At 42.5% G+C, this 23,028-nt stretch carries 22 protein-coding genes; 20 read left to right on the forward strand and 2 right to left on the reverse strand.

Annotated elements, in window-relative coordinates:
• Window positions 1-28 precede the first annotated feature (28 nt).
• On the reverse strand, window positions 29-1,750 hold the full coding sequence (locus MKX49_RS06175) for an Rqc2 family fibronectin-binding protein (RefSeq protein WP_340875680.1): 1,722 nt from the start codon (window positions 1,748-1,750) through the stop codon (window positions 29-31).
• Window positions 1,751-2,034: 284 nt separating this feature from the next.
• On the opposite strand from MKX49_RS06175, the gene MKX49_RS06180 reads away from it, so the two are divergent.
• From MKX49_RS06180 to spoVM, 18 genes are all read left to right on the forward strand, one after another.
• Window positions 2,035-2,163 (forward strand): hypothetical protein, encoded by a 129-nt coding sequence (locus tag MKX49_RS06180; RefSeq protein ID WP_340875683.1) that lies wholly within the window; start codon window positions 2,035-2,037, stop codon window positions 2,161-2,163.
• Window positions 2,163-4,841 carry a calcium-translocating P-type ATPase, SERCA-type gene (locus MKX49_RS06185; RefSeq protein WP_063596539.1) on the forward strand — a complete coding sequence of 893 codons (2,679 nt, stop codon included), beginning with the start codon at window positions 2,163-2,165 and terminating at the stop codon, window positions 4,839-4,841. The genes MKX49_RS06180 and MKX49_RS06185 overlap by 1 nt, the downstream gene beginning before the upstream one ends.
• Window positions 4,842-4,998: 157 nt before the next feature.
• Window positions 4,999-5,874, forward strand: a complete 876-nt coding sequence (locus MKX49_RS06190) for a YicC/YloC family endoribonuclease (protein WP_323599233.1) — start codon at window positions 4,999-5,001, stop codon at window positions 5,872-5,874.
• Between the two features lie 53 nt (window positions 5,875-5,927).
• Entirely contained in the window at window positions 5,928-6,191 is a 264-nt protein-coding gene (remA, locus tag MKX49_RS06195; protein WP_034313813.1) for an extracellular matrix/biofilm regulator RemA, read from the forward strand.
• Window positions 6,192-6,201: 10 nt separating this feature from the next.
• Window positions 6,202-6,816, forward strand: coding sequence for a guanylate kinase (gene gmk, locus MKX49_RS06200; protein WP_076366617.1), 615 nt, complete (start codon window positions 6,202-6,204; stop codon window positions 6,814-6,816).
• A 3-nt stretch (window positions 6,817-6,819) separates the two neighbouring features.
• The gene (gene rpoZ, locus MKX49_RS06205) at window positions 6,820-7,023 is read left to right on the forward strand and encodes a DNA-directed RNA polymerase subunit omega (protein WP_034313807.1); all 204 of its coding nucleotides are present in this window, start codon (window positions 6,820-6,822) and stop codon (window positions 7,021-7,023) included.
• Between the two features lie 225 nt (window positions 7,024-7,248).
• Entirely contained in the window at window positions 7,249-8,457 is a 1,209-nt protein-coding gene (gene coaBC / locus MKX49_RS06210) for a bifunctional phosphopantothenoylcysteine decarboxylase/phosphopantothenate--cysteine ligase CoaBC (RefSeq protein WP_249594990.1), read from the forward strand.
• Window positions 8,458-8,463: 6 nt separating this feature from the next.
• Window positions 8,464-10,875 carry a primosomal protein N' gene (priA, locus tag MKX49_RS06215; RefSeq protein ID WP_340875687.1) on the forward strand — a complete coding sequence of 804 codons (2,412 nt, stop codon included), beginning with the start codon at window positions 8,464-8,466 and terminating at the stop codon, window positions 10,873-10,875.
• A 95-nt stretch (window positions 10,876-10,970) separates the two neighbouring features.
• Entirely contained in the window at window positions 10,971-11,456 is a 486-nt protein-coding gene (gene def, locus MKX49_RS06220; protein ID WP_034313798.1) for a peptide deformylase, read from the forward strand.
• Window positions 11,453-12,412, forward strand: a complete 960-nt coding sequence (fmt, locus tag MKX49_RS06225) for a methionyl-tRNA formyltransferase (RefSeq protein WP_340875689.1) — start codon at window positions 11,453-11,455, stop codon at window positions 12,410-12,412. Before def ends, fmt begins: the two co-directional genes overlap by 4 nt.
• Window positions 12,399-13,751 (forward strand): 16S rRNA (cytosine(967)-C(5))-methyltransferase RsmB, encoded by a 1,353-nt coding sequence (gene rsmB / locus MKX49_RS06230; RefSeq protein ID WP_289349434.1) that lies wholly within the window; start codon window positions 12,399-12,401, stop codon window positions 13,749-13,751. The genes fmt and rsmB overlap by 14 nt, the downstream gene beginning before the upstream one ends.
• Window positions 13,751-14,845: a 23S rRNA (adenine(2503)-C(2))-methyltransferase RlmN gene (gene rlmN, locus MKX49_RS06235; protein ID WP_340875691.1), complete on the forward strand. Its 1,095-nt coding sequence runs from the start codon at window positions 13,751-13,753 to the stop codon at window positions 14,843-14,845. The genes rsmB and rlmN overlap by 1 nt, the downstream gene beginning before the upstream one ends.
• A gap of 4 nt (window positions 14,846-14,849) precedes the next feature.
• Window positions 14,850-15,599, forward strand: coding sequence for a Stp1/IreP family PP2C-type Ser/Thr phosphatase (locus MKX49_RS06240; RefSeq protein WP_034313784.1), 750 nt, complete (start codon window positions 14,850-14,852; stop codon window positions 15,597-15,599).
• 5 nt (window positions 15,600-15,604) lie between these two features.
• Entirely contained in the window at window positions 15,605-17,638 is a 2,034-nt protein-coding gene (pknB, locus tag MKX49_RS06245) for a Stk1 family PASTA domain-containing Ser/Thr kinase (RefSeq protein ID WP_340875694.1), read from the forward strand.
• 23 nt (window positions 17,639-17,661) lie between these two features.
• Window positions 17,662-18,543 carry a ribosome small subunit-dependent GTPase A gene (gene rsgA, locus MKX49_RS06250; RefSeq protein WP_340875697.1) on the forward strand — a complete coding sequence of 294 codons (882 nt, stop codon included), beginning with the start codon at window positions 17,662-17,664 and terminating at the stop codon, window positions 18,541-18,543.
• A gap of 1 nt (window position 18,544) precedes the next feature.
• Complete coding sequence (gene rpe / locus MKX49_RS06255; RefSeq protein ID WP_340875699.1) at window positions 18,545-19,192, forward strand: ribulose-phosphate 3-epimerase; 648 nt, start codon at window positions 18,545-18,547, stop codon at window positions 19,190-19,192.
• 102 nt (window positions 19,193-19,294) lie between these two features.
• A complete protein-coding gene (locus MKX49_RS06260; protein WP_048684650.1) occupies window positions 19,295-19,948 on the forward strand; it encodes a thiamine diphosphokinase in 654 nt (217 codons plus the stop codon).
• Between the two features lie 122 nt (window positions 19,949-20,070).
• Window positions 20,071-20,151: a stage V sporulation protein SpoVM gene (spoVM, locus tag MKX49_RS06265; protein ID WP_034313769.1), complete on the forward strand. Its 81-nt coding sequence runs from the start codon at window positions 20,071-20,073 to the stop codon at window positions 20,149-20,151.
• Window positions 20,152-20,336: 185 nt separating this feature from the next.
• On the opposite strand, the gene rpmB is transcribed toward spoVM, so the two are convergent.
• Window positions 20,337-20,525, reverse strand: a complete 189-nt coding sequence (gene rpmB, locus MKX49_RS06270) for a 50S ribosomal protein L28 (protein ID WP_034313767.1) — start codon at window positions 20,523-20,525, stop codon at window positions 20,337-20,339.
• 253 nt (window positions 20,526-20,778) lie between these two features.
• Here rpmB and MKX49_RS06275 point away from each other — a divergent pair, with 253 nt between their 5' ends.
• Window positions 20,779-21,141, forward strand: a complete 363-nt coding sequence (locus MKX49_RS06275) for an Asp23/Gls24 family envelope stress response protein (protein WP_048684651.1) — start codon at window positions 20,779-20,781, stop codon at window positions 21,139-21,141.
• Between the two features lie 18 nt (window positions 21,142-21,159).
• A complete protein-coding gene (locus tag MKX49_RS06280) occupies window positions 21,160-22,830 on the forward strand; it encodes a DAK2 domain-containing protein (RefSeq protein ID WP_340875704.1) in 1,671 nt (556 codons plus the stop codon).
• Window positions 22,831-23,028: the final 198 nt, after the last annotated feature.

Consider the following 23,028-nt stretch of genomic DNA (forward strand, 5'->3'; position numbering starts at 1 on the left):
CACTTAGGACTGGGCCCCCTCTATTTTTTTACTCCTTTACCGCTTCCTTTAAGCGTATGACAGTATCGGCATCCGGTGTAATATAAACGGTCTGCTGCTGGTCATAGATTACGAACCCGGGCTTGGAACCATTCGGTTTCTTAACATGGCGAACCTGTGTGAAATCAACGGGCACTGAACTCGATTGCTTTGCTTTACTGAAGAAAGCTGCTAATACGGCTGCCTCTTTTATCGTTTGTTCACTTGGCGATTCATTTCGAATCACAACATGTGAGCCGGGTATATCTTTGGTATGAAGCCATATTTCATCACGGCGTGCAAACTTATTCGTTAAATAATCATTTTGTTTATTATTCTTCCCGACAAAAATGAGATCTCCATCCGTAGCATAATATGTTTCAAGCTGCGGTTTTGCATTTGCAGGCTTTTTCATGCCTTTTTTCTTTTTTTGCCTAATGTATCCTTCTTCCTGAAGTTCTTCCCGAATCTCCTCTATATCCCTGGGTGACGCTGATTGGAGCTGCTGATGCAAGGCTTCGAAGTAGGCCAATTCCAATTTAGTTTTTTCGATTTGTTCTTGGACCACTCCGACTGCATTTTTGGACTTTTGGTATCTGGAGAAGTACTTTTGTGCATTATCTGACGGATTTTTTAATGGGTCAAGCGGGATGGTGACCATACTTTGTTCTTCATCATAATAATTGACGACTTCTATTTCCTTCATGCCTTTTTTCATTTGATATAGATTAGCTGTAAGCAGCTCACCGAACAACTGATACTGTTCCCCGCGTTCCGTATCTTTCAATGTACGTTCGAGCTTGCCGATTTTTTTTGAGTTCTTTTCGATTTCATTAGTAATGAAACGTTCTACATCCTGACTCTTTTGCTTAACCCGATCTCTTTCTGCCTTTCCGAAGTAGTAGCGGTCCAGCATCTCGCTCAATGAAGAAAACGTACGTTGATTCCCAGACAGATGCTCTAGTGAAAGCATATAAAAAACTTCTTTATTTCCATCTTGTTTGATCGTGGCAGCATATTTCTGTTCCGAGATTTCCTGGATAATCTTTAAAAAGGCTGTTGGAAGGGTCGTACTGTTGGCAAGTCCGGCCCGGTAGACGGCTTCCTTTGCAACTAATGGTGAAACTCCTGAAAAATGGGCAACAAGCTGTCGATCCAGCTTTCCTGCATTGAAGTCAATATTCTTCCTGATATCGTCCTCGGTAGCCTTGAAGGGATCATTTTTTTCCTGTGCGGGTGGAGCTTTATATTCCTGGCCGGGCAATATCGCCCGATAACTGTTGACGGCATGTGAAACATGCTTAATGCTGTCCAAAATCATATTTCGTTCTTTATCTACTAAAACAATGTTGCTGTGTCGCCCCATGATTTCGATGATTAACTGCTTTTGAGAGACATCGCCAAGCTCATTACGGCCCTTCACTTCAAAAATGATCATCCTATCAAGTTCATATTGATAAATGTTTTCTATCGTATAGCCTTCGAGGTGCTTCCTAAGAAGCATGCAGAACATGGGTGCCTCTTTGGGATTTTCATAACTTTCTTCGGTCATTTGCACCCTCGAATAACTTGGATGGGCTGATAATAAGAGCTTATGGTTCTTACCTCCAGCACGAACAACCAGTATTACTTCATTTTTATAAGGCTGATGTACCTTATTGATTCGTCCACCTTCTAATAAAGAAGCGATTTCTTCCGTCATCGCTTTCGTAAATAATCCATCAAATGACATTCTATTTTTACTTCCTTTACATAAGATTTTCTAAGAACTCATTTTTGCCGGGCGTTATAAATGCATCGCTGCCCATTTTAGTTAACTACAATTTTTTAGCGAACTGGGTGAAAGCAGCAGTTCAGGTACAGTGAATGGATGCTTTTTTTAATTTCCTGATATTGAATACAAAATTGGTCCATTCATCATGATTACAGTTCGTTCATACAAAAAATTATCCGGATCGTTCTTCTTTCCGCAATTCTGTTTAATTATAGCATTATTTTGGACGAGTCTGAATAATCATGGAAGAAGAGCAGGTTGTTTTATGTATCGGTAAGCAGGCAGGTGTTGGAAGAGTAAAGCAAAAAGCGCCTGTTGAGATGTATACAGGAGCCTATTTCATTCTATTCAAAGGGATGTGTGAAACTTGATGGAGTTCAGGGAAATGAATAATCAAGAAATGGAGAAAGCGCTTCAAACAAACGTTACACACGGTTTGGACGATGATGTAGTAAAGGACAGGCTGCGAAAGAATGGTTTTAACGAATTGAAGGAAGGAGAAAAACAGTCAGCCATTCTTTTATTTTTCGCCCAATTCAAAGATTTCATGGTCATAGTTTTACTTGCCGCGACATTGGTTTCCGGGATATTGGGTGAATATATCGATGCGATTGCCATCATGGCGATTGTTTTTTTGAATGGATTACTTGGTTTTTTTCAAGAACGGAAGGCAGAAAAATCATTGGATGCCTTAAAGGAAATGGCTGCACCGCAAGTTAACGTGCTTCGAGATGGCCAGTGGATGAAAATCCCATCGAGAGAAGTGGTTGTAGGGGATATCCTGAAGTTTTCGAGCGGTGACCGTATTGGTGCCGATTTACGGATCATCGACCATTCAAGCCTTGAAATAGAAGAGTCGGCACTTACCGGCGAGTCACTCCCGGCCGTAAAATGTTCTGATCCATTGATGAATGAGGTTGAAGGTATCGGTGATCAGGAAAATATGGCGTTTATGGGAACGATGGTGACAAGAGGGAATGGAGTCGGAATCGTAATCGCTACAGGAATGAATACGGCGATGGGAAAGATTGCGGATCTCCTGCAGACTGCAGAAACAAAAGAAACACCGCTTCAACGGAGGTTGGAGCAGCTAGGCAAAATCTTGATCGTCACGGCTTTAATATTAACTGTAATCGTGGTCCTGACTGGTGTCATTCAAGGACATGATCTTTATACGATGTTTTTGGCCGGGGTATCTTTGGCTGTTGCGGCGATTCCCGAAGGCTTGCCAGCCATTGTGACCGTAGCCTTGTCTTTAGGTGTTCAGCGTATGATCAAACAAAAAGCAATTGTCCGTAAGCTTCCTGCCGTAGAAACGCTTGGCTGTGCAACAGTGATTTGCTCAGATAAAACAGGTACACTGACACAAAACAAAATGACGGTGACGAAGGTTTGGAGTGGAGGAAAAACTTGGGATGTGGGCGGTACTGGTTACAATCCGGTCGGAGAATTTTCTTTAGAGGGAGTTTCAGTTGCCCCGAAAAACCATAATGCCTTGCTTCAAATAATTACATTCGGCATGCTCTGTAATAAAGCTGAGTTAAAGGAGAATGGTAAACAATATATTCTAGACGGTGATCCGACAGAAGGGGCGATGTTGGTCGCGGCAATGAAAGCGGGATTGACGAGGGAACACTTATCTAAGAGGTTTACGATAGTAAAGGAGTTTCCATTTGACTCGAGCCGCAAAATGATGAGTGTCATAGTGAAGGATGATAAAGATAATCATTTCGTTATCGTAAAAGGTGCCCCGGACGTATTGATTGCCCAGTCCGACACGATTCTTTGGGAAGGAAGGTCGGAAATATTAAATCGGGAGAGTAAGGAAAGGGTGCAGCAGGACATGAATGGGCTTGCTTCGCAGGCACTTAGAATGATTGCTGTAGGTTATAAACCTCTTTCAAAAGGAACGATTTTGCTGCATGAAACCGAAGCTGAGCGTAATTTGACCTTCATGGGACTGCAGGGCATGATCGATCCCCCTCGTCCGGAGGTGAAACAGGCAGTTAAGGAATGCAGGGACGCCGGGATCAAAACTGTCATGATTACAGGCGACCATGTGATAACCGCAAAGGCAATTGCTAAAGAGCTTGGAATTTTAAAAGGAAAAGATCGTGTACTTGAAGGACGGCAATTGGCGGACATGGAAGTCGGGGAACTTGAGGAAGTTGTTGAAAGTGTTTCGGTATTTGCCCGAGTTTCCCCGGAACATAAGTTAAAAATCGTAAAAGCCTTGCAAAATAAAGGACATGTCGTTGCAATGACAGGGGATGGTGTCAATGATGCCCCTGCGATAAAATCAGCGGATATTGGTATATCCATGGGCATCACGGGGACTGATGTTGCTAAAGAAGCTTCTTCCTTGATATTGGTTGACGATAATTTTGCCACAATAAAATCGGCCATCAAAGAAGGCAGGAATATTTACGAAAACATCAGGAAGTTCATCCGTTACCTGCTTGCTTCCAATGTTGGAGAGATTTTGGTCATGTTTTTTGCGATGCTATGCGCCTTGCCATTACCATTGATACCAATCCAGATCTTATTCGTGAACCTTGTAACCGACGGATTGCCTGCGATGGCATTGGGCCTGGATGCCGCAGAAGAAGATGTAATGAAAAGGAATCCAAGAAATGCCAATGAAGGTGTTTTTGGAAGAGGGCTTGGCTGGAAGATCATCTCACGCGGTTTTCTGATAGGGGTTTCCACATTGATTGCATTTTATGTTGTATATCGTGCAAATCCGGATAACCTTGCTTATGCACAAACGATTGCTTTCGCTACCTTGGTCCTGGCTCAGCTTATACATGTATTCGATTGCCGAAGTGAACGTTCGATCTTCTCGAGAAATCCATTCGGTAACCTTTATCTAGTGGGGGCGGTACTATCCTCCCTATTATTGATGGTAGCCGTCATGTATGTGCAGCCTTTACAAACCATCTTTCATACGGTACCGATTTCGGGAAGGGATTGGCTATTAGTAATAGGAATGGCATCCATACCAACTTTTTTACTGGCTGGAACCTTTTTAGCAAGAAAAGCACAATGATATATGGTATAATCTTTAAGGTGGTAGAGTCTTGCTCTATTGCCTTTTTATTTTTGTAGTATTTTATTTGTAAGCTAATGTTTCCGTACTTTAGCTAATATATAATGAATGTTAAAAGGCCAAATTACTACATTATGTTTTGATAGGATGTGGAACCATGGTTACCAGTATGACGGGCTATGGAAGAGAAGAAGCGGAAAACGAACAGGTCAGGGTTTTTGCTGAAATCAAGACCGTTAACCATCGTTTTTGTGAATATACGATTCGAATGCCGCGCCAGCTTTTGGTTTTGGAAGAAAAGGTAAAAAAGAAGGCGAATCAATACATAAGAAGGGGACGGGTGGAAATCTTCATTACAGTGGAAGGTGAGAGCCTGGTTTCCAAAAAGGTGAAGATCGATTGGGATCTTGCTGATCAATATGTGGGATTGATGGATGAAGTTAAGGGAAAATACAATCTGGAAAGTTCAATTACATTACAGGATATGCTGCAACTTGAATCGATTTTCGTGACGGAAGAAGTACCTGCCGTTCCTGCCGATTTGGAATCCCTGTTAATGAAGGCTGTCACGGGGGCATTGGAAAATCTGAAAAAAATGCGCGATCTGGAAGGTCAGGAGCTTGCCTCGGACATGAAACGCCAGCTTGAAAAGTTTGGTGAGATAGTAGCAGGGGTCAAAATGCATGCACCTTCAGTCGTCGAAAAATATAAAGCCCGATTGGAAATCAAACTGGCCGAGTTGACTGATGGATTGATTGAAGATAGCCGTATTGTGACAGAAGCGGCCATTTTTGCTGATAAATGTGATATAAATGAAGAACTGACCAGACTCGATAGCCATGTACAGCAATTTTCAAGGACCCTTACCCTCAGTGAACCAATTGGAAGGAAACTTGACTTCCTTGTCCAGGAAATGAATAGGGAAGTCAATACGATTGGATCAAAGGCAAATGATTCGGCCATTACGAAAGAAGTGGTGGAAATGAAAAGTTTGCTTGAAAAATTAAAGGAACAGGTTCAAAATATCGAGTAGTCGGTTTATGATGAACCTAACAAGGTGACAATAGATATGAATGGGGGACAAAAATGTCAATTAAGCTCATTAATATTGGTTTTGGGAATATCGTTTCCGCGAACCGGATCGTATCCATCGTGAGCCCTGAATCGGCTCCGATAAAAAGGATCATCCAAGACGCCCGAGATCGCGGATCCTTAATAGATGCTACATATGGTAGAAGAACCAGGGCCGTTATAATTACAGACAGCGACCATGTTATCTTATCTGCCGTTCAACCGGAAACGGTTGCTGCACGGCTACAAGATAGAGATGACAGCGTAGAAGAGGGGTAACTGAAACAATATGAGAGAAAAAGGTTTATTAATCGTTTTGTCCGGACCATCCGGTGTTGGTAAAGGAACTGTTAGGAAGGCGATTTTTTCTCAGCCAGGAACGGCATTCGAATATTCAATTTCGATGACAACAAGGCTGCCTCGCCATGGTGAAGTGGACGGAGTGGACTATTTCTTCAAAAAACGCGAGGAATTCGAAGCACTGATCAAAGAAGGCAAATTGCTGGAATATGCTGAGTTCGTCGGTAATTATTATGGAACACCCGTGGATTATGTCCGTGAAACAATCGATTCCGGAAAAGATGTATTTCTGGAAATAGAAGTTCAAGGAGCTAAACAGGTCCGGGAGAAGTTCCCTGAAGGACTTTTCATTTTCCTTGCTCCTCCGAGTTTGACTGAACTCGAAAGCCGCATCGTTACTCGCGGAACCGAGACGGAGGAAGCGATAAAAGGCCGGATGAAAGTGGCCAAGGAAGAAATAGAACTTATGGATCTGTACGATTATGTTGTTGAAAATGATCATGTGGATGCAGCATGTGCTAGAATTAATGCAATTGTAATTGCCGAGCATTGCCGTCGGGAAAGAGTTGCAGTTTTATATAAAAAAATGTTGGAGGCGGAATAAATCATGTTATATCCATCAATTGATTCTCTATTACTTAAAATCGATTCTAAATACTCACTTGTATCGGTGGCAGCTAAACGCGCCAGGGAAATGCAAATTAAAGATAATTGCCTTATAAAACCGGTTTCCCATAAATCGGTAGGTCGTGCCCTTGAAGAAATTCATTCCGGTAAATTGACTTACGATAATTCTTACGAGGAAAACTAAGAGAACACAGAGCTTGACCTATCGGGCCTGACACCCTAAAGCAAACAGGAGCGTTACATTTGGAAAGTGCTTCCTTCCTGCGGCCAAGGTGTCAGGCCTGTTTGTATTGATTTTTTTAAAGTAATGTTTGGGGGAATCCATAGGTTATTGCGCATTTCAAATGAAATTTCTTCGGTTTTCCGTCATAATTAGAAAGAATAGAATGTATAGTTAGGGGAAATTTGCATGCTTATCGATAAAAAAGTACTTCTTTGTGTCACCGGCGGGATTGCTGTATATAAGGCTGCTGCCCTGACAAGTAAATTAACTCAGGAAGGTGCGCATGTTAAAGTGATCATGAGTGAATCGGCACGTAAGTTCGTGACGCCGCTCACCTTTCAAGCACTTTCGAGAAATGATGTGTACACAGATACTTTTGATGAGAAGGATTCTTCAGTCATTGCCCACATCGACTTGGCTGATTGGGCTGATATCATCCTGTTGGCTCCAGCTACAGCCAATGTCATTGGCAAAGTAGCCAATGGAATCGCGGATGATATGATCACGACCACCCTATTGGCAACGGAAGCACCTGTTTGGGTTGCGCCTGCAATGAACGTGCACATGTACGCACATCCAGCGGTTCAGAAAAATATGGAGACACTTCGGTCGTTTGGATATCAATTCATTGAACCGGGCGAAGGGTATTTGGCCTGCGGATATGTAGGGAAAGGACGATTGGAGGAACCTGAAACAATCGTAGAACATCTTAATCGATATTTCAATGAACGCAAATTACAGCAACAGCCTCTTAAAGGAAAGAAATATTTAATAACGGCAGGACCGACACGTGAAGCGATTGATCCGGTGCGTTTTGTGACGAATCATTCCAGCGGCAAAATGGGCTATGCCCTAGCCGAAGCGGCAATTGAAATGGGCGCTGAGGTGACATTGATTACCGGCCCAGTGAACTTGACGCCACCTCCCAAGGCTAGTGTAATACCAGTGGAATCAGCTGCAGATATGTATGATGCGGTATTCGATCAGTTCGCTACCAGTGATGTCGTAATCATGACGGCTGCAGTGGCGGATTATAAACCGAAGGTCTATCATACTCGAAAGATGAAAAAGCAGCCAGGGGAAAATGTGATTGAATTTGAACGGACAAAGGATATCCTAAAGGAACTCGGTGAAAATAAAACTCATCAGATTTTGGTGGGCTTTGCAGCTGAAACGAACAATGTTGAAGAATACGCAAGAGGAAAATTAGTCAAAAAGAATGCAGATATGATCGTTGCCAATAATGTTACCGTCGCAGGGGCAGGATTTGGAACGGATACGAACATCGTGACCATTTACGATAAAGATGGAAGTGCTACCGAACTTCCAAAAATGAGTAAAGCGGATATAGCTAAAAGCATCCTGGCAGAAGTATCTCGCAAGCAAAAGGAATGATGTCTTATGGATATAGCATCCGTCATCGTGGATGTACCTGCTAAACAAACGGATCGAGAATTCGACTATCGCATCCCTGAAAAGTGGAACCAAGTCATCAAGCCCGGAATGAGAGTTATCGTCCCATTCGGTCCAAGAATGGTGCAGGGGTTCGTCACAGGCTTAAAAGCTAAAAGCGACTTTGCGAAATTACGCTTTATAAAGGAACCAATGGATTTGGAGCCCATCCTTAATGAGGAATTGCTTCAGCTCGGTGACTGGTTGACGAAGGAGGCGATGTGTTTTAAAATTTCAGCGCTACAGGCCATGCTTCCGGCAGCAATGAAAGCAAAGTATGAAAAAGTTATTAAAGTCGTTGAAGATAAAAAGGATCAGCTCCCTCCCTCCATTCAAAACCTTTTCGGAAAAAATGATTCACTATCTTGGAAAGATGTGATTGAAGGGGAGAATGCCTCCCTGGTCCAAAAGGAAATGCAAAATGGCAATCTTGAGCTCGAATATAATGTGAAAAACCGACTTAACAAGAAGACGGTCCGAGTCATTAAATCTTTGCTTTCCCCTATGGAATTGAAAGAAATGGCATCAACCATATCCAGCCATGCAAAAAAACAACAGGAACTCCTTCAATACTTTATTGAACATCAAGAACCCATCCCGTTAAAGGATTTGCTTGAATTGATGAACACATCAAGCGGTACCGTCAAATCCCTAGTGTCAAAAGGGGCCTTGGCTGAAATGGATCAAGAAATATACCGTGATCCTTATGAAAACCGTGTGTTCGAAAAATCCATTCCCTTTACACTGACAGCTGAACAAACCGCTGCATTGAAGCCTATTCAAGAGAAAATACATCATGATGAACATGATGTCTTCCTTTTATATGGTGTAACCGGCAGCGGGAAGACGGAAGTGTACCTGCAGGCAATTGCCTCTGTCATTGAAAAAGGGAAGGAAGCCATCATGCTTGTACCTGAAATCTCCTTGACGCCACAGACGGTGAAGAGGTTTAAGGAACGATTTGGGGAGCAGGTAGCTGTCATGCATAGCGGTTTATCCGTAGGTGAAAAATATGATGAATGGCGGAAAATTCACCGCAAAGAAGTAAAAGTGGTGGTCGGGGCTCGTTCTGCCGTGTTTGCTCCTTTTGAAAACCTGGGGCTGGTCATCATTGACGAAGAGCATGAATCCAGTTATAAGCAAGAAGAAACGCCAAGGTACCATGCTAGGGATGTTGCCATTGAAAGAGCAAAATCATATGGTTGTCCGGTTATTCTTGGCAGTGCCACACCTACACTTGAATCTTTTGCGCGAGCCAAGAAAAATGTCTATAAATTATTGACCCTTAGCCAGAGGATGAATAAAAATGCTTTGCCAGCAGTTGATATTGTAGATATGAGGGAAGAACTAAGAACGGGAAATCGTTCCATGTTTTCGGAGCTGCTCTTTACCAAGCTGAAAGACCGGCTTGATAAGGGGGAGCAAACTGTCCTGATGCTAAATAAAAGGGGACATTCTTCCTTTGTGATGTGTCGAAGCTGCGGATTGGTCATCAACTGCCCTAATTGTGACATTTCACTTACATATCATCGCTTTAATGATATAATGAAATGCCATTATTGTGGGTTTGAAGAGGGAATGCCTTCCGTTTGCCCTGAATGTGAAAGTGATCATATAAGGTTCTTTGGAACAGGCACTCAAAAGGTTGAAGAAGAGCTTGCAAAAATCCTCCCTGAAGCAAGGGTCATACGAATGGATGTTGACACGACGAGTAAGAAGGGTTCACATGAGCGATTGCTGAATGCCTTTGGTGAAGGAAAGGCGGATATATTGCTAGGCACCCAAATGATAGCCAAGGGCCTTGATTTTCCTAATATCACTCTTGTTGGAGTCCTTTCAGCTGATACGATGCTGCATCTACCTGATTTCCGTTCTTCGGAAAAGACATTTCAGCTGCTGACGCAGGTCAGTGGAAGGGCGGGACGTCATCAGCTTCCGGGAGAAGTGGTCATCCAAACCTATACGCCTGAGCATTACAGCATCGAGCTTTCTGCCCTGCAGGATTATGATGCTTTTTATGAACGGGAGATGTATCTAAGGAGGCAAAGTCATTACCCTCCATATTATTATGTTGTCCTGATAACCGTTTCACATGAAGATTTAATGAAGACGGTGAGTGTTACTGAGAAAATCACCAATTATTTAGGCTCGCGATTGAATCGGGATTCTGTCGTACTAGGTCCGGTTGCTTCGCCCATTAGTCGAATCAACAATAGATATCGCTATCAATGTCTGATAAAATACAAACGAGAGCCTGACCTGAATCAGCATTTACGCACACTTTTAGAGCATTACCAAAAAGAAACCGCTCAGAATCATTTGCAGATTTCAATAGATTTAAATCCACAAATCATGATGTAATTATTTAAGAGATGGATGATTACCGCGAGCTGTTACAGCTTGCGTTTTTATATAATGAAGTGTTGTTTTTCATATCTAGGAGGGTACCTTTAATTTTGGCTATTTTACCGATTGTTTTGTTTCCTGAAAAAATTTTACAACAAAAATGCGATAAAGTAACAAGTTTTGATAAAAAGTTGGCAAAGCTGTTAAATAACATGTATGAAACGATGGTGGAGGCGGATGGCGTTGGACTTGCAGCACCTCAAGTTGGCGTGAAAAAGCAAGTGGCCGTCGTTGAAATAGAGGAAGGATCAGGTGCAATCGAACTGATTAATCCGGAAGTGCTGGAATTGGAAGGAGAACAGACAGGTGTTGAAGGATGCTTGAGCTTCCCGAGTTTATATGGTGAAGTAGTGCGTCCTTACCGTGTCAAAGTCCGGGCACAAGACCGAAAAGGATCTTATTTCGAGATAGAAGCGGAGGATTTCCTTGCAAGGGCCCTTCTACACGAAATCGATCATCTGCAAGGAGTCTTATTTACAAGTAAGGTTTCCCGGTATATTTCGGAAGAAGAGTTAGAAAGGTATGGAGAAGAATGACAAAAATAATTTTTATGGGTACACCGGACTTTTCGGTGCCGGTATTGAAAAGAATCATTGATGAAGGGTATGATGTGATCGCTGTTGTCACACAGCCCGATCGTCCAGTGGGCCGCAAAAAGGTGCTAACGCCGCCGCCAGTTAAAGTTGAAGCCGAAAAGCATGGGATACCCGTTTATCAGCCTGAAAAAATCCGGGAAAAAGAAGAACTTGAAAAAATCATTGCATTGAATGCTGATTTAGTGGTGACGGCGGCATTCGGACAAATTCTTCCGAATGAATTGTTGGATGCCCCTAAGTACGGTTGTATTAATGTACATGCCTCCCTGCTTCCCGAACTGCGTGGAGGGGCGCCAATTCATTATTCCATTTTACAGGGGAAAGAAAAGACTGGGATAACCATCATGTATATGGCAGAAAAATTGGATGCCGGTGATATATTGACTCAGGCGGAAGTTACTATAGAGGAAGAAGACAATGTTGGTACACTGCATGATAAATTAAGCAAGATAGGGTCGGATTTACTTGCGGAGACACTTCCAAAACTTATAAATGAAGAGTTACAGGCAATCAAGCAAGATGATGCTAAAGCATCTTTTGCGCCCAACATCAAACGGTCGGAGGAAAAAATCGACTGGTCGAAATCAGGGGAAGACATCTATAACCATGTACGCGGCCTGAATCCTTGGCCTGTTGCTTATACAACCTTAGACGGTTCCATTATGAAAATATGGCAAGTAAAGAAACTTGAAGCTGGCAAGCAGGCCTTGCCGGGCACGGTCATTGATGTACAAAATGATGGTTTCATCGTTTCGACAGGCAATGAGACGGCAATACTAGTAACTGAACTGCAGCCTTCAGGAAAGAAAAAAATGCCGGCGAAAGATTACTTGCGCGGAGCCGGATCGTTCATTAAAGCAGGCATGAAGTTAGGAGAACAGAATGAAGCAAACTAAAAAGGGAGTACGTGAAATCGCTCTCGATATTTTGGAATCTGTAGAGAAAAACCAATCCTACAGTAACCTATTATTGAACAACTTGATTAAAAAGCACCAGTTATCCGTCGTGGATAGCGGTTTGCTTACAGAGATAAGCTACGGTACCATCCAGCGGAAAATGACTTTGGATTATTTTTTGAACCCGTTTATTAAACAACCTAAAAAAACGCAAAGCTGGGTCATCAATTTACTTAGACTTTCCGTTTACCAAATGGTCTATTTAGATAAAGTGCCTGATCATGCAATCATTTTCGAGGCTGTAGAAATTTCCAAAAAGCGCGGACACAAGGGCACCTCTTCGATGGTCAATGGTGTGCTTCGTAATATTCAAAGAAATGGTGTTCCTTCTTTAGAGGAAATAAAAGATGATCTGGAACGGCTTTCCATAGAGGTGAGTCATCCTATTTGGCTGGTCCAGCGTTGGGTAGAGCAATTTGGTTATGAAAAAACCAAGGAAATGTGTGAAATCAACTTAACTGCGCCATTACAGACAGGACGTGTTAATTTAAAGAAGATTTCACGCCGTGAACTGATCAGCATATTAACGGAAGAAGGATATGATGTTGAAGCGAGTGAAGTCGTTCCCGAAGCAATCGTCAGCTATAAAGGGAATCTTGCTCATTCAGAAAGCTATAAAATGGGGTATTTATCGATTCAGGACGAGAGTTCAATGCTAGTTGCCCATGCATTGGGTGCGAATGAAAATGATGCTGTGCTCGATTGCTGTGCTGCACCTGGAGGGAAAACGACCCATATCGCAGAAGGCTTGACCACAGGACAAGTATATGCGCTAGACCTTCATGAGCATAAGGTCAAGCTCATTAAAGAGCAGGCGGAGCGCCTAAAACTCAGAAACAATATTAAGACAATGGCCCTTGATAGCAGAAAAGTGCAAGAGCACTTTAATAAGGAAGGGTTTGACAGGGTCCTGATCGATGCACCATGTTCCGGGTTGGGAGTCATGCGCCGGAAGCCTGATGTAAAGTATACTAAAACAAAAGATGATATAATGAAACTCTCAAGTATACAACAACAATTATTGGAATCGGCTGCCCCGCTTGTTAAGCAAGGCGGACGGTTAGTATATAGTACCTGTACGGTGGATAAAGAAGAAAATGACAAAGTCGCTGCAGCATTTTTGGAAAGCCATCCGGATTTTGAAAGCGATGCAACCTTGTCCACAAGAATGCCTGAAAGCGTTCAGCCATATATCGAGGGTCATACGCTGCAAGTTTTTCCGCAATATTTTAGCAGTGACGGATTCTTTATTGCGAGTTTTAGAAAGAAGGTGCTGTAATGGCAGAAATCACTAAATCATCTAGAGTAAGAAAAGACACGACACCAGAAAAACCATCGATCTACTCATTGGAGCTTCACCAAATTAAAGAATGGCTTCTACAAAATGGTGAGAAGCCATTCCGGGCCGAGCAAGTATATGACTGGCTTTATAAAAAGCGTGTCTCCAGTTTTGAAGATATGTCCAACCTTTCGAAATCATTACGGGATAAGTTGGAGTCGCAATTCACCTTCACAACATTGAAGACTTTGATTCAGCAAACGTCCAATGACGGAACGATGAAGTTTTTATTTGAACTCCAAGATGGATATTCGATTGAAACGGTGCTGATGCGTCATGAATACGGAAACTCCATTTGTGTGACAACGCAGGTAGGATGCAGAATTGGCTGTACATTCTGTGCTTCGACACTAGGCGGTTTAAAGCGGAATCTTGAATCAGGGGAAATTGTTGCCCAGGTCGTTAAAGTTCAGCAAGCACTTGACGAGTCGGAAGAGCGTGTTAGTTCCGTCGTTATCATGGGAATCGGTGAACCGTTTGATAACTACGATAATATGATGTCATTCTTGAAGAATATAAACCATGAAAAGGGCTTGAACATCGGGGCGCGTCATATTACCGTTTCTACAAGTGGAATCATTCCTAAAATCTATAAGTTTGCCGAAGAAAGCATGCAAATAAACTTTGCTGTTTCCCTTCATGCACCGAATACGGAATTGAGAAGTAAATTGATGCCGATCAATAAGGCCTACAAACTTCCAGACCTGATTGAGGCCATCAAATACTATACAGAAAAAACAGGCCGCCGTGTAAGTTTTGAATATGGTCTATTCGGTGGCGAAAATGATTCAGTGGAGCACGCTGAAGAATTAGCAGCTTTAATAAAAGGGATAAAATGCCATGTGAACTTAATACCGGTTAACTATGTACCGGAACGCAACTATGTACGAACACCTCGGGACCAGATTTTTGAGTTTGAAAAAACATTAAAGAAGCGCGGCATTAATGTAACGATCCGAAGGGAACAAGGCAGTGATATTGACGCAGCCTGCGGCCAGCTTCGGGCCAAGGAGCGCAAAGAAGAGACGAGGTGACCCTATGAGGGCAATATTTAAGACAGACCGTGGAAAAGTCCGCCAGCATAATGAAGATAATGGCGGAATCTTTAAGAACTCGGAAGGCGTTCGCCTTGCCATCGTTGCAGATGGCATGGGCGGCCACCGTGCCGGGGATGTAGCCAGTGCAATGACGATAGACCTTCTGAAAAAGGGCTGGGAAGTATCCACCGGAATCGAAACGGCAAATGATGCCGAAGATTGGCTTAAGCAGCAAATCTTCACGGTCAATCAGTTGCTTTTTGAACATGCAGAAGCGAATACGGAATGTAAGGGCATGGGTACCACCATTGTTGCAGCCATTTGCACCGACAAGTTTGCTACCATTGCCAACATCGGGGACAGCCGGTGTTATTTGTATAATGAGAGTGGTTTTAAGCAGGTCACGGAAGATCATTCACTCGTTAACGAATTGGTCCGTTCCGGTCAGATTTCGAAAGAAGATGCCGAAAACCATCCACGGAAAAATGTTTTATTACGAGCCTTGGGGACAGAAATGCAAGTGGAAATGGACATTATGACGGTCATCTTCGAAGAAAATGATTTACTATTGCTTTGTTCGGACGGATTGACGAATAAAGTGAGTGAACTGGAACTGGAAGAAACGGTAACCAATGCACAGTCACTTGAAGAAAAGGCGAATTCATTAATAGATAAGGCCAATCACTACGGTGGGGAAGATAATATCACCCTTGTGCTTGTTCAATTTACTGAAGAAAGTGAAAGCAGGTGAATTGAATGTTGATTGGCAGAAGGATCAACGGCCGTTATAAACTGATCCAGATGGTCGGCGGCGGAGGTATGGCTAATGTTTACCTTGCAAGGGATATGATCTTAGATAGGGATGTTGCTTTGAAAATCCTTCGCATGGATTTTAATAATGACGAAGAGTTCATCAAGCGCTTCAATCGGGAAGCCCAATCGGCAACCAGTTTGGCCCATCCCAATATCGTAAGTATTTATGATGTTGGTGAAGAAGATTCCATCTATTATATTGTAATGGAATACGTTGACGGTTTTACACTTAAGCAATACATACAAAAATATTATCCAATTCCAGTTGATGAAGCCTTGGATATCATGAGGCAAATCACGGCAGCGATTTCCCATGCCCATCATAATGGGATCATCCATCGTGACATCAAGCCACAGAACATTTTGATTGATAAGGAAGGAACCGTCAAGATTACGGACTTTGGCATTGCATTGGCCCTAAGTGCAACAAACATAACGCAGACCAACGCAGTCTTGGGTTCGGTTCATTATTTATCTCCGGAACAGGCCAGAGGCGGTATGGCCAATAAGAAATCGGACATTTATTCACTTGGCATCGTCATGTTTGAATTGTTGACGGGGAGATTGCCTTTTTCGGGTGAATCAGCCGTGTCGATAGCTCTTAAACATTTACAATCGGAAACTCCTTCACCAAAACGCTGGAACTCTGAAATACCCCAGAGTGTGGAAAATATTATCTTGAAAGCGACAGCCAAAGATTCATATTACCGCTATGAGAGCGTGGACTCGATGGAAGATGATATACGGACGTCGCTTAATCCGGAGCGTTCAAATGAGCTTCCTTTTGCGATTCCCGAAGATCATGATGCAACAAAAGCCATCCCCGTCATAACGGATGATCAGCTTTCAAGCATCGATGAGACAATCATAAGGGGTCCTGAAAAAAATACGTTAGTTTATGCGGACGATGAGGAAAGTGAATCAGAAGCAGAGAGTAATTCAAAAAAGAAACAGAAGAAACAAAAGAAACAGAAAAAACAAAAAAACAAGTCGGAACACAAAGGTAAAAAACGAAAGAACATGCCTGCGATCTTGGTGACCACCTTTTTAGTTCTCGCACTGCTTGCTGTTTTATCTGTCACAGTTTTACCTCCCCTCCTTGTCTCGAAGGAAGTGACGATCCCTGACCTTAAAGGGGAAGAATTGGATGACGCCATTACTGAATTGCTTGAAATGGATTTGGAAATTGGAGATACGATCGAGATTGAAGATGAAGAGGTTGAAGCTGGTCTTGTGATCAAAACCAACCCTAAGGAAGGTAAGACGGTCAAGGAAGGTGCAGTGATCGATATTTACCAAAGCGTTGGTAAAGAGACGATTTCATTGTCCAGCTATGAAGGTCGAGATTACTCTGATGTTAAATCCCTGCTTGAAAAAATGGGATTCAAAAACATCAGCGTTACTGAAAAGTATGATGACAGTGCTCCCGGCACGATCATAGAACAATCGCCTTCTGGTGCGACTGAGGTCGTACCATCCGAAACGGAGCTTGAGCTGACGGTCAGTAAAGGGGCAGATCTCCTGAGCTTGAAGAACTTAACGGGGTTCAATGAGGCTGGCCTTAATGATTATTCAAGCGAGAGTGGAATAAAGGTAGAGATCGAAGAAGAAATCTATGATGATTCCGTTGCGGAAGGGCTTGTCATTTCCCAGTCACCGGAACCTGCTACGAAGGTGGAAAAGGGCAGTACTGTGAAAGTGGTCATTTCAAAAGGGAAAGAAGAGATTCCGCCCAAGAGTGTAACGGAAGAAGTCAACATCGAGTATGATCCGGTTGAGCCAGGCAAAACACAAAAAATACAAATCTTCATCGAGGATATCGACAATAGCATGACGGAGCCTCAAGAAACATTCTATATATTGGAAGATGCGAAGAGAACGATCGAATTAATGGTATCCCCGGATAAGAAAGCAGGATATAAAGTCATGCGGGACAATCAGGTCATCATTGACGAATCCGTCTCATATCCAGAATAAATTTAAGAATTAGGAGTGTGGTTATGCCAGAAGGAAAAATAATCAAAGCATTAAGTGGATTTTATTATGTCCTTGATGGTGAAGAGGTCTATCAATGCCGTGGAAGGGGCCTGTTCAGGAAGAATAAGGTAACCCCGCTCGTTGGTGATTATGTTGTTTTTGAAGCGGAAAATAAAACGGACGGGACCGTGACCGAAATAAAACCGCGAAAGAATGAATTGATACGTCCGCAAATCTCGAATGTAGACCAGGCAATCCTTGTCTTTTCGGCAGTGGAACCTGATTTCAGTCCACCCTTGCTTGATCGATTTCTCGTATTGATCGAAGATAACGAAATCGAACCGATTATCGTCGTGACGAAACTGGACTTGGTTACAGCTGAAAACCAAAAGAAATTGTCTCAGTATATCAAGGACTATCAGAAACTTGGCTATACTGTACTGGAGACATCTTCCGTCACCGCTGGAGGGATTGAAGAACTAGTGCCGTATTTAGAAGGAAAGACCAGTGTATTTGCGGGGCAGTCCGGTGTTGGGAAATCGTCTTTGCTGAATGCGATCAATCCGGAATTGGCTTTAAAGACGGATGATATTTCTTCACATCTGGGACGCGGGAAGCATACGACCCGGCACGTTGAATTGATCCATATTGGCTCTGGACTTGTCGCGGATACTCCAGGGTTCAGTTCACTTGAATTCATGGAAATGGAAGCTGAACGGCTTTCCTATTGCTTCCCGGAAATGCATAAGCATGGGGAAGACTGTAAATTCAGGGCCTGTCTGCACGATAAAGAACCGAAATGTGCAGTGAAGGAATCGGTGGATTCCGGGGAAATTCCCCGTTATCGATACGAGCATTATATGCAATTCTTAGAAGAAATAAGAGATAGAAAGCCGAGGTATTAAAATGGTTAAAATCGCACCATCCATTTTATCAGCTGACTTTGCAAAATTGGGAGAAGAAATTCTTGATGTGGAAAGGGGCGGAGCGGATTTGATCCATGTGGATGTCATGGATGGGCATTTCGTGCCGAATATAACGATAGGCTCACTAATTGTTGATGCTATCCGCCCAGTAACGAAGCTTCCGCTTGATGTTCATTTAATGATTGAACAACCTGATCGTTATATCGAGTCCTTTGCGAAAGCGGGAGCCGATTATATAACTGTACATGTAGAGGCCTGCACACATTTGCATCGAACGGTTCAATTGATTAAATCTTTTGGTGTAAAGGCAGGCGTGGTGCTTAATCCAGCCACTCCGGCTTCCTTGATACAACCTATAATCGAAGATATTGACATGGTATTGTTGATGACGGTTAATCCGGGTTTTGGCGGGCAAAAGTTCATTAAATCCGTTCTTCCGAAAATTGCCGAAGTGAAGGCGATGGCAGGAAAGTATAATCAAAATCTCGAGATAGAGATTGATGGTGGAGTAAATGAAGAAACGGCTAAACAATGTATTGAACAAGGGGCGACAATCCTGGTGGCCGGTTCGGCAATATATGATCAGGAAGATCGACACGCAGCGATTCAAAAGATTCGGGGAAAGTGATATAAGCCGACACTATCATATTCATATGATGGTGATCGGCTTTTTTTATCAAATAAACTAAGGCACCTTGGATATGATTATATATGGAAAAGGATGATTTCGATGATTATCAGTATAATGGCTGGAGGTCCGGAATGTTTTTGGCCGGATTTGACATGGTATAAGGAGAAGACAGATCTTTGGGTCGGGGTTGACAGGGGAGTATGGTCTCTGCTTGAAAAAGGTATCGAACCTAAGTACGGTTTTGGGGATTTTGATTCGGTTTCGGAAGGTGAATACGAAAAGATTGAGCAAATGCTGCAAGAAATCAATCTATATTCCTCGGAAAAGGATGAAACGGATTTAGAAATCGCATTTAAATGGGCAATGGGGCAAAAGCCAAGAGAAATTCACATTCTGGGCGCAACAGGGGGAAGAATGGACCATTTTCTCGGGAATATCCAGCTGCTCCAAAAAGAAAGTGTCCTCCCTCATCATGGCGATATGGATATATACATAGTCGATCGGCAAAATATAATCACAGTAAAGACAGCAGGTTCTTATGAGGTCACTGCTTTGAAAGATAAGAAATACTTGTCCTTGCTCCCAGTAAACGCTGAAGTCACCGGCATTACTCTTTCGGGTTTCAAATATCCGCTGGACGATGCAAGCTTGGAAATGGGTTCGACACTTTGCATCAGCAATGAACTAATTTCCGAATCTGGGAATGTTTCATTTGAGAAAGGCATATTAATGGTGATAAGAAGCAGTGATTAAAATTCATGCTTAGAGCAGATTCGGATATAATTACGATCATCCTATATCCGCTTAAAAGCTTATGTTGTAATAGAAAAATTCCACTTCATCTTTAATTGTGGGATGCAAAGAGGAGGGGCATGATGAAATTTTATACGATTAAATTGCCAAAAGTTCTGGGCAGTTTGGTAAGGGCTATGCTCGGAGCGTTTAAAAAAGGCTGATACTTATCTCCATGACACCTCTCAAAATAAGGGAGGTGTTATTTTTGGGTAAAAAAGAGCGGCCATCCATTAATGGGTGAAGGCATCCTCTTGATGCAGACTGGACCTGGTCAAAGATTTGAAACCATCCCCATTAAATACCGGCCATTACAAGTAAAAAGGCATCCTAAGAGGATGCCGTAACATTATACGCGTTCTACTTTGCCCGATTTAAGAGCTCTTGCAGAAACGTATACACGTTTAGGTTTACCGTCAACTAAAATACGTACTTTTTGAAGGTTAGCGCCCCATGTACGCTTGCTAGCGTTCATTGCGTGAGAGCGGCTGTTACCAGAACGAGTTCTTCTTCCAGTGATTACACATTTACGTGCCATGTCAAATTCCCTCCTAACTACAACAAGCTTAAGTTTTTCGCAGTCGTCTTAAGTCTTTGTAAAATACTTTAATAATTTATCATACCTACCGCTAGAATGCAATACTTCAGTTAATTACTTTCAAGAAAAAAACCTTGACATACATACTTCGAAATTGAATTATATAGAGTGCCGTAAGACATTTACTTTTAAAACCAGAGACATTATAGTAAAATGTCTTTAGTTGATTTGATTTTTTGGGAGGGAAAAGAAAATGTCTATCGAATTACAAACGAAGTATGGACAAATTGATATCTCTAATGATGTTATCGCAACTGTAGCAGGCGGCGCAGCCGTGGATTGCTATGGAATTATAGGAATGGCTTCCAAAAAACAATTTAAAGACGGCATTGCCGAAATTCTAAGAAAAGAAAACTTTACTAAGGGTGTAATTGTCCGTCAAGAAGAGGAAGAAGTTCATATCGATATGTATATTATCGTAAGTTATGGAACGAAAATCTCGGAAGTTGCACATAATGTGCAATCAAAGGTAAAGTACACTCTGGACAAAACTGTAGGATTAGCTGTTGATTCCGTTAACATTTTTGTACAGGGAGTTCGTGTGACGAACCCTTAAGTATAGGAGGAAAGTTTTGTGTCAATTACAAGTTTGAACGGAAAGCGCTTTGCAGAAATGATCATTCAAGGTGCCAACCATTTAGCGGCTAATGCCCAAATGGTTGATGCATTGAATGTTTTCCCTGTTCCGGATGGAGATACAGGAACGAATATGAATTTATCGATGACTTCGGGAGCGAAGGAAGTGCAAAATAACGTCCAGGAACACATCGGAAAAGTGGGTGCGTCCCTTTCAAGAGGATTGCTTATGGGCGCACGCGGCAATTCGGGAGTTATCCTTTCGCAACTGTTCCGCGGTTTTGCTAAAGCGATTGAACATAAATCGGAAATCAATAGTGAAGAATTTGCCCAAGCTTTTGAAGCAGGGGTTCAAACAGCTTATAAAGCCGTTATGAAACCTGTTGAAGGAACCATTTTAACGGTTGCAAAAGATGCAGCCAAGCAAGCGGTTTCATCAGCAGCAAAGCATATAGACCTTATTCAGGTAATGGAAGAAATCGTTACGGAGGCTAATGCTTCATTAAAACGCACACCTGATCTTCTTCCAGTCTTAAAAGAAGTGGGTGTCGTTGATAGCGGCGGGCAAGGGTTGGTGTTCGTATATGAAGGTTTCCTTGCTGAGCTGAAAGGTGAAGCCCTTCCAGTCCGATCCGCTAATGGTCCAAGCATGGATGACATGATCAGTGCCGAACATCACATGAATGTACAAGGACATATGAACACGGAAGATATCGTGTTTGGCTACTGTACGGAATTCATGGTCCGATTGGAAAGTGAAAAACTTGCCAATCAATTATTTGATGAAGAAAAATTCAGAAATGATTTAAGTGAATACGGAGATTCTTTACTAGTCATCTCAGATGATGAAGTCGTCAAAGTACATATTCACTCTGAACAGCCTGGCACGTGCCTGAATTATGGACAGCAATATGGTAGTTTAATAAAAATGAAAATCGATAATATGCGTGAACAGCATACTGCGATTGTAGGTGAGACGAATACACCGCTTCAAACTAAACCGCCCACCAAAGAGAAATACGCTGTAGTGTCAGTGGCGATGGGCGCTGGCATCAGCGAATTATTCAAAAGCATCGGCGCTAAGTCCGTCATCGAAGGCGGGCAAACGATGAATCCTAGCACGGAAGATATCGTTAAAGCTGTCGAAGGGGCATATGCAGATCATGTGATCATCTTGCCTAATAATAAAAATATCATCATGGCCGCCAATCAGGCTGCTGATGTACTTGGGGATCATGTGACTGTCATTCCAACGAAAACAGTACCACAGGGAATGGCTGCATTGTTGGCTTTCAACCCTTCACTTGATGCCGAAGAGAATAAAAAAGCGATGATCGAAGCCCTTTCGCATGTGAAAACGGGCCAGATTACTTATGCTGTCCGGGATACCAACATTGACGGTCTTGCAATCGAGACCGGGGACTTCATGGGAATTGCTGAAGGCACGATCAAGGTGAAGGATAAGAACATGACTAAAGCGGCAAAAGATCTTCTCTCCGATATGATTGACGAAGATTCAGAAATCCTTACCATTTTATATGGTGAAGATGCCACTGCTGAAGATGTCGAAAGTCTTGTTGCGTTTTGTAATGAGAATTTCGAAGACGTTGAAGTTGAAGTCCATAATGGGAAACAACCTTTATATTCTTTCATTTTTTCAATTGAATAAGTAGAGAACATGAAAATAAGGGAAACCTATCCGTCACAATGTTTGGAGGATCCCGAAAAAAATAAAAGGCAATAAACTGCATATGTCATTAGGCTATGCAGTTTTATTTTGGCTGTTTTCACATACTTTGTTGCTATTTAACCAGGTAGTGAGTTGTGGTTGATTTCCCCTCCAGATGCTCGCTTTCCGCGGGGCGGG

It is taken from the genome of Peribacillus sp. FSL M8-0224 (assembly GCF_038003055.1).
Lineage (GTDB): Bacteria > Bacillota > Bacilli > Bacillales > DSM-1321 > Peribacillus > Peribacillus frigoritolerans.

Bases quoted from the DNA above. Each gene is read 5' to 3' on its own strand.
- MKX49_RS06275 (WP_048684651.1), top strand. From the start codon at position 20,779: ATGTCTATCGAATTACAAACGAAGTATGGACAAATTGATATCTCTAAT.
- gmk (WP_076366617.1), top strand. From the start codon at position 6,202: ATGAGAGAAAAAGGTTTATTAATCGTTTTGTCCGGACCATCCGGTGTT.
- MKX49_RS06180 (WP_340875683.1), top strand. From the start codon at position 2,035: ATGGAAGAAGAGCAGGTTGTTTTATGTATCGGTAAGCAGGCAGGTGTT.
- MKX49_RS06185 (WP_063596539.1), top strand. From the start codon at position 2,163: ATGGAGTTCAGGGAAATGAATAATCAAGAAATGGAGAAAGCGCTTCAA.
- rsgA (WP_340875697.1), top strand. From the start codon at position 17,662: ATGCCAGAAGGAAAAATAATCAAAGCATTAAGTGGATTTTATTATGTC.
- rsmB (WP_289349434.1), top strand. From the start codon at position 12,399: ATGAAGCAAACTAAAAAGGGAGTACGTGAAATCGCTCTCGATATTTTG.
- MKX49_RS06175 (WP_340875680.1), bottom strand. From the start codon at position 1,750: ATGTCATTTGATGGATTATTTACGAAAGCGATGACGGAAGAAATCGCT.
- rpe (WP_340875699.1), top strand. From the start codon at position 18,545: ATGGTTAAAATCGCACCATCCATTTTATCAGCTGACTTTGCAAAATTG.
- remA (WP_034313813.1), top strand. From the start codon at position 5,928: ATGTCAATTAAGCTCATTAATATTGGTTTTGGGAATATCGTTTCCGCG.
- rpoZ (WP_034313807.1), top strand. From the start codon at position 6,820: ATGTTATATCCATCAATTGATTCTCTATTACTTAAAATCGATTCTAAA.
- coaBC (WP_249594990.1), top strand. From the start codon at position 7,249: ATGCTTATCGATAAAAAAGTACTTCTTTGTGTCACCGGCGGGATTGCT.
- rpmB (WP_034313767.1), bottom strand. From the start codon at position 20,525: ATGGCACGTAAATGTGTAATCACTGGAAGAAGAACTCGTTCTGGTAAC.
- MKX49_RS06260 (WP_048684650.1), top strand. From the start codon at position 19,295: ATGATTATCAGTATAATGGCTGGAGGTCCGGAATGTTTTTGGCCGGAT.
- priA (WP_340875687.1), top strand. From the start codon at position 8,464: ATGGATATAGCATCCGTCATCGTGGATGTACCTGCTAAACAAACGGAT.
- pknB (WP_340875694.1), top strand. From the start codon at position 15,605: ATGTTGATTGGCAGAAGGATCAACGGCCGTTATAAACTGATCCAGATG.
- MKX49_RS06190 (WP_323599233.1), top strand. From the start codon at position 4,999: ATGGTTACCAGTATGACGGGCTATGGAAGAGAAGAAGCGGAAAACGAA.
- spoVM (WP_034313769.1), top strand. From the start codon at position 20,071: ATGAAATTTTATACGATTAAATTGCCAAAAGTTCTGGGCAGTTTGGTA.
- rlmN (WP_340875691.1), top strand. From the start codon at position 13,751: ATGGCAGAAATCACTAAATCATCTAGAGTAAGAAAAGACACGACACCA.
- MKX49_RS06240 (WP_034313784.1), top strand. From the start codon at position 14,850: ATGAGGGCAATATTTAAGACAGACCGTGGAAAAGTCCGCCAGCATAAT.
- fmt (WP_340875689.1), top strand. From the start codon at position 11,453: ATGACAAAAATAATTTTTATGGGTACACCGGACTTTTCGGTGCCGGTA.